15 protein-coding genes are annotated in these 13,688 nt (G+C 58.0%); 12 read left to right on the forward strand and 3 right to left on the reverse strand.

Going from position 1 to position 13,688, the window contains the following annotated elements; all coding sequences use genetic code 11:
• Window positions 1-408 precede the first annotated feature (408 nt).
• From pruA to CDA63_RS15565, 12 genes are all read left to right on the forward strand, one after another.
• Window positions 409-2,073 (forward strand): L-glutamate gamma-semialdehyde dehydrogenase, encoded by a 1,665-nt coding sequence (pruA, locus tag CDA63_RS15510; protein WP_088465374.1) that lies wholly within the window; start codon window positions 409-411, stop codon window positions 2,071-2,073.
• A 225-nt stretch (window positions 2,074-2,298) separates the two neighbouring features.
• Entirely contained in the window at window positions 2,299-2,691 is a 393-nt protein-coding gene (locus CDA63_RS15515; RefSeq protein ID WP_088465375.1) for an NADH-quinone oxidoreductase subunit A, read from the forward strand.
• A gap of 77 nt (window positions 2,692-2,768) precedes the next feature.
• Complete coding sequence (locus CDA63_RS15520) at window positions 2,769-3,323, forward strand: NADH-quinone oxidoreductase subunit B (RefSeq protein WP_088465376.1); 555 nt, start codon at window positions 2,769-2,771, stop codon at window positions 3,321-3,323.
• Window positions 3,324-3,415: 92 nt separating this feature from the next.
• A complete protein-coding gene (locus CDA63_RS15525) occupies window positions 3,416-3,979 on the forward strand; it encodes an NADH-quinone oxidoreductase subunit C (RefSeq protein ID WP_088465377.1) in 564 nt (187 codons plus the stop codon).
• A 115-nt stretch (window positions 3,980-4,094) separates the two neighbouring features.
• On the forward strand, window positions 4,095-5,363 hold the full coding sequence (locus tag CDA63_RS15530) for an NADH dehydrogenase (quinone) subunit D (protein WP_088465378.1): 1,269 nt from the start codon (window positions 4,095-4,097) through the stop codon (window positions 5,361-5,363).
• A 22-nt stretch (window positions 5,364-5,385) separates the two neighbouring features.
• Complete coding sequence (locus CDA63_RS15535) at window positions 5,386-5,961, forward strand: NADH-quinone oxidoreductase subunit NuoE family protein (RefSeq protein ID WP_088465379.1); 576 nt, start codon at window positions 5,386-5,388, stop codon at window positions 5,959-5,961.
• A gap of 124 nt (window positions 5,962-6,085) precedes the next feature.
• Window positions 6,086-7,426, forward strand: a complete 1,341-nt coding sequence (gene nuoF / locus CDA63_RS15540; protein ID WP_088465380.1) for an NADH-quinone oxidoreductase subunit NuoF — start codon at window positions 6,086-6,088, stop codon at window positions 7,424-7,426.
• Window positions 7,427-7,580: 154 nt separating this feature from the next.
• The gene (locus CDA63_RS15545) at window positions 7,581-8,585 is read left to right on the forward strand and encodes a 2Fe-2S iron-sulfur cluster-binding protein (protein WP_088465381.1); all 1,005 of its coding nucleotides are present in this window, start codon (window positions 7,581-7,583) and stop codon (window positions 8,583-8,585) included.
• 98 nt (window positions 8,586-8,683) lie between these two features.
• Window positions 8,684-9,763: an NADH-quinone oxidoreductase subunit NuoH gene (gene nuoH, locus CDA63_RS15550; protein ID WP_088465382.1), complete on the forward strand. Its 1,080-nt coding sequence runs from the start codon at window positions 8,684-8,686 to the stop codon at window positions 9,761-9,763.
• 131 nt (window positions 9,764-9,894) lie between these two features.
• Window positions 9,895-10,458: a NuoI/complex I 23 kDa subunit family protein gene (locus tag CDA63_RS15555; protein ID WP_088465383.1), complete on the forward strand. Its 564-nt coding sequence runs from the start codon at window positions 9,895-9,897 to the stop codon at window positions 10,456-10,458.
• Window positions 10,459-10,550: 92 nt separating this feature from the next.
• A complete protein-coding gene (locus CDA63_RS15560; protein ID WP_088465384.1) occupies window positions 10,551-11,063 on the forward strand; it encodes an NADH-quinone oxidoreductase subunit J family protein in 513 nt (170 codons plus the stop codon).
• 78 nt (window positions 11,064-11,141) lie between these two features.
• Window positions 11,142-11,705, forward strand: coding sequence for a suppressor of fused domain protein (locus CDA63_RS15565; RefSeq protein WP_088465385.1), 564 nt, complete (start codon window positions 11,142-11,144; stop codon window positions 11,703-11,705).
• Between the two features lie 47 nt (window positions 11,706-11,752).
• Here CDA63_RS15565 and CDA63_RS15570 read toward each other — a convergent pair whose 3' ends face one another.
• From CDA63_RS15570 to CDA63_RS15580, 3 genes are all read right to left on the reverse strand, one after another.
• Window positions 11,753-12,136, reverse strand: coding sequence for a hypothetical protein (locus CDA63_RS15570; RefSeq protein ID WP_126546899.1), 384 nt, complete (start codon window positions 12,134-12,136; stop codon window positions 11,753-11,755).
• Window positions 12,137-12,217: 81 nt separating this feature from the next.
• The gene (locus CDA63_RS15575) at window positions 12,218-12,826 is read right to left on the reverse strand and encodes an RNA polymerase sigma factor (RefSeq protein ID WP_242434702.1); all 609 of its coding nucleotides are present in this window, start codon (window positions 12,824-12,826) and stop codon (window positions 12,218-12,220) included.
• A gap of 165 nt (window positions 12,827-12,991) precedes the next feature.
• Entirely contained in the window at window positions 12,992-13,453 is a 462-nt protein-coding gene (locus CDA63_RS15580) for a MaoC family dehydratase (protein WP_088465388.1), read from the reverse strand.
• Window positions 13,454-13,688: the final 235 nt, after the last annotated feature.

A 13,688-nucleotide genomic window follows, 5' to 3' on the forward strand; every position in this document is an offset into this window, starting at 1 on the left:
ACAGGCCAAACAGTATATCAACTCAAGCAAGGCTTACTCGACGACTATTTGCGCCGCGAACTAGCCCAGCCCACGCTTCGTTTTGCGTAAGTCCTAATAATCTCAATGCCAGCGGCATTATCAGGTACCCACAACACCTCTACTACATTACTGATGTAGCATTTGATGTTACGCTTCTGGCAAAGTATGAAGAAGCCGGAGATGAGGATTTTGCGATAGTAAACAGAGCCGAATATTACGCTACCGACGAGGCTCAGCTATATGAGGTATTACAGCAACTTAAAGTAGTATCAACTGCTTTTGATGCGCCTTGGCACGTCGCGCACCCCCTTCTATAAAGGCACTAATCCCTTAGCCCTACCTTTGTAGCATAGCCTTCCACCCAACCACCTAAAAACCACCCGTTCTATGGCCAACGCCTTTTTCAACGTTCCGCTGCCGATTAATGAGCCCGTGAAGGGTTATGCCCCCGATTCGCCCGAGCGGATTGAGTTGCTCAAGACCCTCAAGGAATTCAAGCAGCAGGAGCGCGATATTCCCATGCATATTGGTGGCCAGGAAGTGCGCACGGGCAACACGGTCCGCATGAGCCCGCCCCACGACCATAAGCACACGCTGGGCCATTTCCACCGCGGCGACGCCTCGCACGTGCAGAAGGCCATCGACGCCGCGCTGGCCGCCCGCACCGAATGGGCTGAGCTGCCCTGGGAGCAGCGCGCCGCCATCTTCCTGAAAGCCGCCGATTTGCTGGCCGGCCCCTACCGCGCCCGCCTCAACGCGGCCACTATGCTGGGCCAGAGCAAAAACGCTTTCCAGGCTGAAATTGACGCTGCCTGCGAATTCATCGACTTCCTGCGCTTCAATGTTCACTATATGAGCGAGTTGTACAAGCAGCAGCCCGCCTCATCGCCCGGCATGTGGAACCGACTGGAGCACCGCCCCTTGGAGGGCTTCATCTTCGCCCTCACGCCTTTCAACTTTACGGCCATTGCCGGCAACCTGCCTACTTCGGCGGCCATGCTCGGCAACGTTACCGTCTGGAAGCCCGCCGACACCCAGATCTACTCGGCCCAGGTACTAATGGAGTTGTTTAAGGAGGCCGGCGTACCCGATGGCGTGATCAACCTAGTGTACGTGGATGGCCCGACGGCCGGCAACGTCATTTTCCAGCACCCCGACTTTGCGGGCATCCACTTCACGGGCTCGACCGGTGTATTCCAGCACATCTGGAAAACGATTGGCGAGAACATCAGCAAGTACAAAACCTACCCGCGCATTGTGGGCGAAACTGGCGGCAAGGACTTCATCGTGGCCCATAAGTCGGCTAATGCGAAGGCCGTGGCCGTGGGTATTTCGCGCGGTGCCTTCGAGTACCAGGGCCAGAAGTGCTCGGCGGCTTCGCGGGTGTATCTGCCCTCGAACCTGGCCGACGAGATTCTGGGCTACGTGAAGGAAGACCTCGCCACCTTCAAGATGGGCGACGTGGAGGACCTCTCCAACTTCATTAATGCCGTGATTGATGAGAAGTCGTTCGATAAGCTGGCCAAGTACCTCGATGCCGCCAAGGCCGACAGCAGCGTGGAAATTATTGCCGGCGGCGGTTACAGCAAGAGCAAGGGCTACTTCATCGAACCCACCGTCATCGTAACAAAGGACCCCAAGTACGTAACCATGTGCGAGGAACTGTTCGGGCCGGTGGTAACGGTGTATGTGTACGATGCCGACAAGTACGAGGAAACCCTGGAGGTAGTCGACCAGACCTCGCCCTACGCCCTTACCGGCGCCGTATTCTCGCAAGACCGCTACGCCATCGACCTGGCCACGCGCAAGCTGGTGCAGGCCGCCGGCAACTTCTACATCAACGACAAGCCTACCGGTGCCGTGGTGGGCCAGCAGCCCTTCGGCGGCGCCCGCGCTTCCGGCACCAACGACAAGGCCGGCTCCATTTTGAACCTGCTCCGTTGGGTGTCGCCGCGCACCATCAAGGAAACCTTCGTGCCCGTGGTAGACTACCGCTACCCGTTTTTGGGAGCTGCCCCGGCCGAGGATCTGAACCGGGATAAGGGCATCTAAACGAAGCGTTGCTTCTCAGTCTGAATAGACAAACAAAACGCGCCCCAGTTGGGGCGGCCGTTTTGTTTGTCTATTCAGCAACGTATTTGTTGCCACTCAGACGACCAACCAATGTTAATTACCAACCAGTCGCGCCCCGGTCCGCTTTCATCTTTGTTCCCAACTGCGAAGGGCCTACCTTTGCCTCCCATGCCGTCGAAAAACGGCCTTTTACCCGTTGCTGCCATGCTGCTCGCCGTTCCCGTTCAATACCAGCCCCAGGATTTTCTGCCCATCATCGTGCAATTCGTGCTGGCCATTGCTTTTGTGGCTTTTGCCATGATTGTTTCCCACCTCGTAGGCCCGCGCCGCAAGAGCGTGGTGAAAGACGAGGCCTTCGAGTGCGGTATCGAGTCGGTGGGCAATGCCCGCACCCCGATTTCGGTGAAATACTTCCTCACAGCCATCCTGTTCGTGCTCTTCGACGTCGAAGTCATCTTCATGTACCCCTGGGCCGTGAACTTCCGCGCCTTGGGCACCACCGGCTTTTACCAGATGCTCGTGTTCCTGACCCTGCTGATGGCAGGCTTCGCTTACGTCATCAAGAAGGGCGTTCTGCGCTGGAACGAAAGCGCTTAGGCCAAACTTTTGCCGGCCAGCCCCTGTTGGCTATAAGTGGATTCAGTCCACTTTTTCTCCTCTGATTTTCTGTTGCTATGGATACCCGGGTTCCTGAAATTAAAACGGTAGATGCCCCCGACGGCCTCGAAGGCGCGGGTTTCTTCGCTACTTCGATGGAAAAGGTCGTGGGCATGGCCCGCGCCAACTCGCTCTGGCCTTTGCCCTTTGCCACCTCCTGCTGCGGCATCGAGTTCATGGCGACCATGGGCTCGCGCTACGACATCTCGCGCTTCGGCTCCGAGCGCCCCTCCTTCTCGCCCCGGCAGGCCGACCTGCTGATGGTGATGGGCACCATCGCCAAGAAAATGGCCCCCATTGTGAAGCAGGTGTACGAGCAGATGGCCGAGCCCCGCTGGGTATTGGCCATGGGTGCCTGCGCCTCCTCGGGCGGCATTTTCGATACCTACTCGGTACTCCAGGGCATCGACCGCATCATTCCCGTTGATGTGTACGTGCCCGGCTGCCCGCCCCGCCCCGAGCAGGTAATCGACGGCCTGATGCGTATCCAGGACCTGGCCCGCAACGAATCCATCCGCCGCCGCAACTCGCCCGAGTATCAGGCCTTGCTGGCATCGTACAACATTAAATAAGCTGTTAGCTGTCAGCTATTAGCTGTTAGCTTCCGTTGGGAGGCTCAGCACAAAAGCTAACAGCTAACAGCCAACAGCTAATAGCTTAAAACATGGCTGACCAGAACAAATCCATCCCGGCGCAGGAACAAGCCGCCGCCCAGGACCCGGCCGCGCAGCAGAACGCGCAACTGCTGGTCCTGCTGCACCGCTTGTTCGGCGAGGCCGCCTTCACCGATGTGGAGGAGTCGTATGGCATACTGACGGCTACCACGACCCGGGAGCAGATTCACGGCATTATTGCGGGCCTGCAGCAGGATCAGGAGTTGCAACTCAACTTCCTGACTACCATGTGCGGTATCCACTGGCCCGAGCAGGAAGGCCGCGAGTTGGGCATTGTCTATCATCTGCACAGCCTCACGCGCAACATCCGGCTACGCCTGAAGATTTTCTTCCCCATCGCCGACCCGGTGGCGCCGACCCTGACCGACCTTTATTCGGCCGCCAACTGGATGGAGCGCGAGGCCTTCGATTTCTACGGCATCATCTTCCCCGGCCACCCCAACCTCATGCGCATCCTCAACGTGGAGGACATGGACTACCACCCGATGCGCAAAGAGTACGCCCTTGAAGACGGTACCCGCGAAGACAAAACCGACCTGTTCTTCGGCCGGTAATCTGGTTGTCATGCTGACGAAGGAAGCATCTTATCACGGATGCCTTCGCCAGAGTTAGTAACCCCAGCAGGACGGACGTGATAAGTTCCTTCGCTGCGCTCAGGATGACAGTATAATGGCAGTAAACGACACGCTGGAAGGCACCCATAAAATCATCGAGTCGGCGCGGGAGCAGCAGCCCAACCTGAACCCGCTGGCGCCCACCGTCAACGACTTCAACCAGGAACTGACGACCCTTAACCTGGGTCCGACGCACCCGGCGACGCACGGTATTTTCCAGAACATTCTGCAAATGGATGGCGAGCGGATAATATCCGGCGTGCCTACCATTGGCTACATCCATCGCGCCTTCGAGAAGATTGCCGAGCGCCGGCCTTTTTACCAGATTACCACCCTCACGGACCGGATGAACTACTGTTCATCGCCCATCAACAACATGGGCTGGCACATGACGGTGGAGAAGCTGCTGGGCGTGGAAGTGCCTAAGCGCGCCCAGTACATCCGGGTTATCCTGATGGAACTGGCCCGCATTACCGACCACCTCATCTGTAACGGCATCCTGGGCGTGGACACGGGTGCGTTTACCGGCTTCCTCTACCTGATGGATGAGCGGGAGAAGGTGTACGAGATTTACGAGGAAGTAAGCGGCGCCCGCCTGACCACCAATATGGGCCGGGTGGGTGGCATGGAGCGCGACTTCTCCGACATTGCCATTGCCAAGCTCCGCGCCTGGCTGAAAACTTTCCCGGGCGTAATGCGCGAGTTCGAACTGATGTTCAACCGCAACCGCATCTTCATGGACCGGATTGTAGACGTGGGGGCCATTTCGGCCGAGCGCGCCCTCAACTACGGCTTCACCGGCCCCAACCTGCGGGCCGCCGGCGTCGATTACGACGTACGGGTAATGAACCCCTACTCCAGCTACCAGGACTTCGATTTCGAAATTCCGGTGGGCACTAAGGGCGACACCTATGACCGGTTCATGGTGCGCAACGAGGAAATCTGGCAGAGCCTGCGCATCATCGAGCAGGCGCTGGAAAACCTGCCCGCCGGCCCCTACCACGCCGATGCGCCCCACTTCTACCTGCCCCCCAAGCAGGCCGTGTACCAGAATATGGAGGCCCTCATTTATCACTTCAAAATCGTGATGGGCGAGATTGACGCGCCCGTGGGCGAAGTCTACCACTCGGTGGAAGGCGGCAACGGCGAGTTGGGCTTTTACCTCGTGTCCGACGGCGGCCGCACGCCTTACCGCCTGCACTTCCGCCGACCCTGCTTTATCTACTACCAGGCTTACACCGAAATGGTGGTGGGCCAGACCCTCTCCGACGCCATCGTGACGCTGAGTTCGATGAACGTAATTGCCGGGGAACTCGACGCGTAGTTTTTTGCTGAATACAACTGATATGGAATCGACTGCCACCGCTGCTAAACCGCAATTTTCAGAAGCCGCCCAGGCCGAGATTGAGCGCATCTGCAAGCAATACCCCGACGACCGCCGCAAGTCGGCCATGCTGCCGGTGCTGCACATTGCCCAGGCCGAGTTCGGTGGCTGGGTGAGCCCCGAAGTGCAGGACTTGGTGGCCGAAGTGCTGGGCGTGAAGCCGATTGAAGTGTACGAGGTGTCGTCGTTCTACACTATGTTCAACCTCAAGCCGGTAGGCAAGCACGTGCTGGAAATCTGCCGCACGGGCCCCTGCATGCTGCGCGGCTCCGACGAGCTGACCGCCCACCTGGAGCGCATCACGGGCGCCAAAGTAGGCGGCCCGGCTTCTGAAGATGGTCTGTTTACCTTAAAAGAAGTGGAGTGCCTGGCTGCCTGCGGCTTCGCCCCCATCGTGCAGGTACGCGAGCAGTACTACGAGCAGCTCGATACCCCGGAAGCCGTGGATGCTATGCTCACCGAGCTACGCAACCAGGTGCATCGCCCCGCCTTGCCCTGGGAAGAAACCGGCCTCCCGAACGCCGTAGCCAACAATTAAGCTATTGGCTATTAGCTGCTCGCTGATAGCCGCCCCGGAAGAGAACATGGTTCATCAGGATATTCCTGGTTGCCTAATTACTTAGCTAACAGCTACCGGCTAACAGCTAACAGCTTAGAACAAGATGGGACGCAAACTGCTCACCGAACATATCAACGTTGAAGGCATAGAGACGCTGGACGTGTACCGCAAACACGGCGGCTACCGCTCGGTGGAAAAGGCCCTCAAGACCATGACGCCCGAGGAAGTAGTGGAGGAAGTCAAGAAGTCGGGCCTGCGTGGGCGCGGCGGCGCGGGCTTCCCGACGGGCCTCAAGTGGAGCTTCCTGGCCAAGCCCGAGGGTGTGCCGCGCCACTTGGTCTGCAACGCCGACGAATCGGAGCCGGGCACCTTCAAGGACCGGCAGCTGATGTCGAAATTGCCCCACCTGCTGATTGAGGGCATGATTACGGGCTCGTACGCGCTGGGCGCAAACACCTCGTACATCTACATTCGCGGCGAGTTGCTCTACGTGCTGCGCATCCTCGAAAAGGCCATTGCCGAAGCTTACGCGGCTGGTTTCCTGGGCAAGAACATCCTGGGTTCGGGCTACGACCTCGACCTGTATGTGCATCCGGGCGGCGGCGCTTACATCTGCGGCGAGGAAACCGCTTTGCTGGAAAGCCTGGAGGGCAAGCGCGGCAACCCGCGTAACAAGCCGCCCTTCCCGGCCGTGCAGGGCCTGTGGGCCCGCCCTACGGTGGTCAACAACGTGGAATCCATTGCCGCAGTGCCGGTGATTGTGAATGAGGGCGGCGACGAGTACGCCAAAATCGGGGTCGGCAAAAGTACCGGCACCAAGCTAATTTCGGCCTGCGGCCACCTCAAGCAGCCTGGTATCTACGAAATCGAGTTGGGTCTGCCCGTCGAGGAATTCATTTACTCCGATGAGTACTGCGGTGGCATTTGGAAGGGCCGCGAGCTGAAGGCCGTGGTGGCTGGCGGCTCGTCGGTGCCCATTCTACCTAAGGAGCTCATTCTGAAAACTGCGGCCGGCGAAAACCGCCTGATGACTTACGAGTCGCTGAGCGACGGCGGCTTCGTGACGGGCACCATGCTCGGCTCGGGTGGCTTCATTGCCATGGACGAAACGACCTGCATCGTGCGCAACACCTGGAACTTCTCGCGCTTCTACCACCACGAAAGCTGCGGGCAGTGCTCGCCCTGCCGCGAGGGTACGGGCTGGATGGAAAAGGTGCTGCACCGCCTCGAACACGGCCACGGCCGTATGGAGGACATCGACCTGCTGGTAAGCGTAGCCAAGCAAATCGAGGGTAACACCATTTGCCCCCTCGGTGAAGCCGCAGCCTGGCCCGTGGCCGCCGCCGTGCGCCACTTCCGCGACGAGTTCGAATGGCATGTAACCCACTCCCAGCAGGCCGCCCAGCCCGGCGCGGTGTACCCCGGCGCGTTGGTAACAGTTTAATAAGAACGTCATACCTCATCTGGCGTCCGCGTAGCCGAAGCATCTCTACCGCTTCGTTGCACTGCAAATTAATACCCCCGGTAGAGATGCTTCGGCAAGCTCAGCATGACGTTCTTGTTGTGCGGAACAGTCGGAATTCAATGCTTCAACTTCAATGGCTAAAATAACCTTCGACGGCATCGAGATAGAAGTTCCGGATGGCACGACCATTCTGAACGCGGCCCGCCAGATTGGTGGCTCCATCGTGCCCCCGGCCATGTGCTACTACACCCCCCTGAAAGGCTCGGGTGGCAAGTGCCGCGCCTGCCTCGTAAAAGTGGCGGCTGGCTCGACCAAAGACCCGCGCCCCATGCCCAAGCTGGTAGCCTCGTGCATCACGACGGTGCAGGACGGCATGGTGGTGGAAAACACAATCAACGACAGCGTGCTCGACGTCCGTAAGGGCATCGTGGAGATGCTGCTCATCAACCACCCACTCGATTGCCCGGTCTGCGACCAGGCCGGCGAGTGCGACCTGCAGAACTTCGCCTTCGAGCACGGCGTAAGCACGACCCGCTACCAGGAAGAGCGCCGCACCTTCGAGAAAATCGACATCGGGCCGCTGATTCAGCTGCACATGACGCGCTGCATTCTGTGCTACCGCTGCGTGTACACCGCCGACCAGATTGCCAAGGGCGACCGGGTGCACGGCGTACTGGGTCGTGGCGATGCCGCCGAAATCGGCACCTACATCGAGAATATTATCGACAACGACTTCTCGGGCAACGTCATCGACGTGTGCCCGGTAGGCGCGCTGACCGACAAAACCTGGCGTTTCAAGTCGCGGGTGTGGTTCACGAAGCCCGTGAACGCCCACCGCGACTGCCCCAAGTGTGCGGGCAACGTGGTGCTCTGGTACAAGGGCAACGAGGTATTGCGCACCACGGCCCGCAAAGACCAGTACGGCGAGGTAAAAGAGTGGATTTGCAACGAGTGCCGCTTCGAAAAAAAGGAAACCAGCGACTGGACCATCGAAGGACCAGCCCACATCGACCGTTCTTCCGTAATTTCGGCCAACCACTACGAGCTGCCTGTGCTGAATCAGTCCGTCATCGACGACCTGCCCGCCAGCACCCAGCGCGAACTGGAACAGAATCCGCCGCTCAAACTAGGCAGTTGATTTGAGCTGTTAGTTAATAGCTATTAGCTGTTAGCTTTCCGTGCTTTCTTACTGAACATCAGCTAACGGCTAACAGCTAATAGCTATCAGCTAAAAAAATGCTAGAACTACCCGCCCTCGGCTGGCAATCCATCGTCATCTTCGTCGTTTTCGCGCTTTCGCTGCTGATTGCGACTTACTGCACCTACGCCGAGCGCGTGATTGCCGCCTTTTTGCAAGACCGGGTGGGGCCCGACCGGGCCGGACCTTACGGCCTGCTCCAGCCGCTGGCCGACGCCGTGAAGATGTTCACGAAGGAAGAATTCTTCCCCGGCGGGGCCAACAAGGTGCTGTTCGTAGTCGGCCCATGCCTGGCCATGATTACGGCACTGATGTCGTCGGCCGTGATTCCGTTTGGCAACACGATGAGCTTCGGCAACAACGCCTTTTTCCTGCAGGGAATTGAGGTGAACATCGGGATGCTGTGGATTTTCGGCGTGGTGTCGTTGGGCGTTTATGGGGTGATGATTGGCGGCTGGGCCTCCAACAATAAGTTCTCGCTGCTCGGGGCCATCCGGGCTGCTTCCCAGAACATCAGTTACGAGCTAGCCATGGGCATGTCGCTGATTGCGGTGCTCATGATTTCGGGTACGCTGAGTTTGCGCGAAATTACGCTGCAACAGTCGGTGGCCGGCGAGTGGCACGCCTGGAATATCGTGAAGCAACCGTTGGGCTTTATCATCTTTTTGGTCTGTGCCTTTGCTGAGACCAACCGCACACCCTTCGATTTGCCCGAGTGCGAAACCGAGCTGGTAGGCGGCTACCACACCGAGTATTCATCAATGAAGCTGGGCCTGTACCTGTTCTCGGAGTACGTGAACATCTTCGTAGTGTCGGCCGTGATGAGCGTGCTGTATTTCGGCGGCTTCAACTTTCCCTTCCAGTACGAGCTGCGCGACTGGTTTATCAACAGCCAGGGTTGGGAGCTGAATTCGGCCCAGAACCTGATTACGCTGCTGGGCACCGTAGGCCTGTTCCTGAAGATTTTCGCCTTCATCTTCTTCTTCATGTGGATTCGCTGGACCCTGCCACGCTTCCGCTACGACCAACTCATGCGTCTGGGCTGGACCATTCTCATCCCGCTGGCCGTGTTCAATATCGTGCTCACCGGCGCCCTCATCCTGTTTGGGGTGATTTAAGTAACTTCAACAACTAACCGTCATGCTAAGCTTGCCGAAGCATCTCTACCGCCAGGGTAATCATATACTATTGTGGCAGAGATGCTTCGGCAAGCTCAGCATGACGGCCGACAGTTTTCGTAACTGATATTATGCAACTCACCAACCGAGCCAAGGTATTAGAAAAGAAGCCCATGACGCTGGCTGAGCGGGCCTACCTGCCGGCCATATTCCAGGGCTTAAGCATCACGATGCGCCACTTCTTCATGAAGAAGGCCACCGTGCGCTACCCCGAGGAGGTGCGACCGTTCTCGGCCTTCTTCCGGGGCCTGCATGTGCTCAAGCGCGACGAGCAGGGCCGGGAGCGGTGCACTGCCTGCGGCCTGTGTGCCGTGTCGTGCCCAGCCGAAGCCATTACGATGGTGGCCGGAGAGCGGAAAAAGGGCGAGGAAGGCCTCTACCGCGAGGAGAAGTACGCCATCAGCTACGAAATCAACATGCTGCGGTGCATTTTCTGCGGCCTCTGCGAAGAAGCCTGCCCCAAAGCGGCAATCTACTTGCAGGCCGACAAAATGGCCCCACCGCGCTATGAGCGCGACGAGTTCATCTATGGCAAAGACCGCCTCGTGGAGCCCGTGTCGCCCGACGAGCGGAGTGTGCGCGGTATCCAGCTCACGCCCGATCAGGCCGCTACATTGCGGGAGCGTATTGTATAGTTGTTCGTTTTTAGTTGTCAGCTCATTTGGGCTACGCCTGGCTGCTACCGCTTCACCAACAACTTACAACCAACAACTGACAACTCCTTCTCATGCATCCATTATTCCTCTTCCTCTCATTCGTGGCGCTGCTAAGCGCGCTGGGTGTGGTGTTCGCCAAGAATCCGGTGCACAGCGTGCTGTTCCTGATTCTGACGTTCTTCTCGCTCTCGGGCCACTACCTGCTGCTGAACGCACAGTTTCTGGCGGCCGTGAACATCATCGTGTACGCGGGCGCCATTATGGTACTGTTCCTGTTCGTGATTATGTTTCTGAACCTGAACGTCGACACCGAGCCCCACAAGCCGGCAATGGCTAAAGTGGCCGCCGCCGTGGCCGGGGGCTCCCTCCTGCTCATTCTGGTGGCTGCCCTCAAAGACGTAGTGCCTACCGGCGCAGTTATCAACTCCGAATTCAACTCTCAAATCGGCATGGTCGACCAGCTCGGCCTCAAGCTTTACACTGATTTCCTGCTGCCCTTCGAGCTGGCCTCCGTGCTGTTCTTGGTGGCGATGGTGGGCGCCGTAATGCTCGGCAAGCGCGAAGCCGGGGAGCGGAACTTCTAGTGTTAAGCTGCTGGTTCCGGCAGAAACCAAACGCGGCGGCTGATTCCTCAGTCGCCGCGTTTTTTTATATTTATACCTATGTCTTTCGAATATACGGAGACTTGTCGGCAGCATTACGAAGAATACTTTGGCCAGCTGGGCCGAAAAATCATTTGGAGCAAAGGACCAGTTGGAAAACTGCATCCTTACTTCTATGTGATAGAATTTGCACCATCCGAGGCTCATGAAACGTGGCGGTACTGTACGGTAGGAATGTCACTGGACCAGCCTAAATACGCTGCCATTGAGCTCTTCGTGCTTTCGCCATATCAGGATGAATCTATTGCTGAGTTACTGGTGGCATGCGCATCGTTCCATCGTAACGATGCTATTCTAGACCTGAACCACACCGTGAATATTGGGCGGCCGTGGCTGTCTGATTCTATCTGCGACCATGCTTTTGTCTCGCTGCCTTACTTACATGGCGAAGCGCTTGAGTTGCTGTATTTGGGGGATGACCTTACCCACTACTACTGGCTGATTCCAATAACTGAAGCTGAACGAGACTTCAAGATCAACCACGGCACTGAGGCATTAGAACAACTATTCGAGGATGAAGGGCTTGATTACCTCAACCCGATGCGCAACAGCTTAGTCATGTAAAAGCAGCAGCGGCACCTGATTCCTCAAGTGCCGCTGGTACTTTGGGGTTATACCGAAGCCGACTGATCCGATTCCGAAGGGCGGCGGCGCATCCAGGCGGGCGGACCGGTACAGATACCTTCCATTTTCTGGCGGAATTTCTCCTTTTCTTCGGGCGAGAGGCAGTCCAAGCGGGATTCCACCTGCTGCTTCCACTGGCGACGGTGGCGGGCCCACTTGGCGCGGCCGCCCCGGCCGCCCCACCCCCCGAACAGGATGCGCGAGAGCACCAGCAGCCCCAGCGCCTGCCAGATACTGATAAGCGGCAGCCGGAACAACTCGGGTAGCAGCCAGTTCCAGAGGCGCATGGTTACGTAGCTGGCCAACACCACGAATAGCAAGCCGAAGAGGAGGATTTTAAGGCCGCGCAGCAGCCATAAGGAGCGGTTCATTTGGGGTGGTTTTTGGTTTTTGGTTTTTGGTTCTTGGTTGATGGCACCTGAAGCCAAAAACCAGGAACCAGCTCCCATCAACTAGTCAGTAAACAGCTCTGTGTAAAGCGTACGCAGGCGCTTGCGCAGGTGCTGCACGGCGTAGTGCTTGCGCGAAATCAGGGTTTTGAGCGGGACACCGGTTTCTTCGGCCATTTCGCGGAAGGTCTTGTCTTCCAACTCGTGCCAGATGAATACCTGGCGCTGGGCGGCGGGCAGCTCGGCCAACGCCTCGGTGAGGGCTTCCATGAGGGTTTCGCGCAGCAGCCGGTTTTCGGGGGCGTCGTCGGGGGCGGGCAGCAGGTCGGCCAGCAGCAGCGAGCTTTCCTCGCCGTCGGGGGCGTAGGTGGCCAGTTCGCGTTCAAGCGAAACGGGCTTTTTGCGGCGGTAGAGGTCAGTTATTTTGTTGCGGGCCACGCGGAAGAGCCACGCGGCGGCCTGCTCCACGGGCCGCAGCATCCGGTAGCTTTCTACCAGCTCGGCAAACACGTCTTGGAGCACGTCTTCGGCTTCCTCCTCGTTGGGGATGCGGCGACGGATAAAGGCCAGCAGACGCTTGCGCTGGGTGCGGACGGCTTCCTGTATCTGAAGGTCCTGGTGGCCGGCCGTCATCCGCGCAGCGTCGTCGAGTGAGAGAGCAAAAGTTTCCATTCTGAGCAGGCAGACGAAAACGAGGGCCAAATACTTTACCGGCCAGCAAAATTTGTTAGGGCTGGCAAGGCAACCCGGCACCCGCCGTTGCACGGATCAGCGGATTGTGTTCAACGGCGGGCGCGGGCAAGCCCCGCACCCTACTTACCGCCGAGTAATTCGCTGCTAAAGAAAGTGGTACAGAAACGTGATGACGCCGGTATATGCGGGCTTTTTACTGCCTTCAATTTCCATTTTTACGCCGATATTGGCTTTGGCAATACCGCGCAAATCTTTCACCTCCAGCAATTTGGCATGTAGCCTAACGGGCGTATCGACGAGCACAGCCTGGTTGAAGCGAAAATCCGTGATTTCGTAGTTCACCTGCATTTTCAGGTTCTCGACCTGCACCAGCTGGTTCCAGAAGTAAGGCAACAACGAGAGCGTGAGGTAGCCGTGAGCAATGGTACCACCGAAGGGCGACTCCGCTACGGCCCGCGCCGGGTCGGTATGGATCCACTGAAAGTCGAGGGTGGCAGCGGCAAACTGGTTGATTTGCTCCTGCGTGATGGTGTGCCAGGCCGTGATGCCCAACTCCTGGCCGTCGTACTGTTGCAGCTCGGCCAAGCTGCCAATGGTAATACTCATGAAAAAAAGGAAAAGAAGAAGAGAGGCCCGAAGATACAGCTTAGCGCCGGAAGGTATTTCGTGATTTTCGGATGGCGCTTGCCGGCTCTTGGTTTAGGCCAGCAGCTGCGCCTTGCTCGCAGGCATTAGCAAGGGCAGGCAGGCCACGGCGGGGTAATAGCGCCGGGTCCAAACAGGCCGGTTTACCATCCGCCTCCCTTTGGCGAAGGCAGACGCGCGCCCAGCCAGGTGAATC

This window comes from Hymenobacter amundsenii, assembly GCF_002204745.1.
GTDB lineage: Bacteria > Bacteroidota > Bacteroidia > Cytophagales > Hymenobacteraceae > Hymenobacter > Hymenobacter amundsenii.

Coding starts and splice junctions, on each gene's coding strand:
- pruA (WP_088465374.1), top strand. CDS start 409: ATGGCCAACGCCTTTTTCAACGTTCCGCTGCCGATTAATGAGCCCGTG.
- CDA63_RS15570 (WP_126546899.1), bottom strand. CDS start 12,136: ATGAACCGCTCCTTATGGCTGCTGCGCGGCCTTAAAATCCTCCTCTTC.
- CDA63_RS15525 (WP_088465377.1), top strand. CDS start 3,416: ATGGCTGACCAGAACAAATCCATCCCGGCGCAGGAACAAGCCGCCGCC.
- nuoH (WP_088465382.1), top strand. CDS start 8,684: ATGCTAGAACTACCCGCCCTCGGCTGGCAATCCATCGTCATCTTCGTC.
- CDA63_RS15575 (WP_242434702.1), bottom strand. CDS start 12,826: ATGGAAACTTTTGCTCTCTCACTCGACGACGCTGCGCGGATGACGGCC.
- CDA63_RS15535 (WP_088465379.1), top strand. CDS start 5,386: ATGGAATCGACTGCCACCGCTGCTAAACCGCAATTTTCAGAAGCCGCC.
- CDA63_RS15530 (WP_088465378.1), top strand. CDS start 4,095: ATGGCAGTAAACGACACGCTGGAAGGCACCCATAAAATCATCGAGTCG.
- CDA63_RS15580 (WP_088465388.1), bottom strand. CDS start 13,453: ATGAGTATTACCATTGGCAGCTTGGCCGAGCTGCAACAGTACGACGGC.
- CDA63_RS15515 (WP_088465375.1), top strand. CDS start 2,299: ATGCTGCTCGCCGTTCCCGTTCAATACCAGCCCCAGGATTTTCTGCCC.
- CDA63_RS15555 (WP_088465383.1), top strand. CDS start 9,895: ATGCAACTCACCAACCGAGCCAAGGTATTAGAAAAGAAGCCCATGACG.
- CDA63_RS15565 (WP_088465385.1), top strand. CDS start 11,142: ATGTCTTTCGAATATACGGAGACTTGTCGGCAGCATTACGAAGAATAC.
- CDA63_RS15520 (WP_088465376.1), top strand. CDS start 2,769: ATGGATACCCGGGTTCCTGAAATTAAAACGGTAGATGCCCCCGACGGC.
- CDA63_RS15560 (WP_088465384.1), top strand. CDS start 10,551: ATGCATCCATTATTCCTCTTCCTCTCATTCGTGGCGCTGCTAAGCGCG.
- CDA63_RS15545 (WP_088465381.1), top strand. CDS start 7,581: ATGGCTAAAATAACCTTCGACGGCATCGAGATAGAAGTTCCGGATGGC.
- nuoF (WP_088465380.1), top strand. CDS start 6,086: ATGGGACGCAAACTGCTCACCGAACATATCAACGTTGAAGGCATAGAG.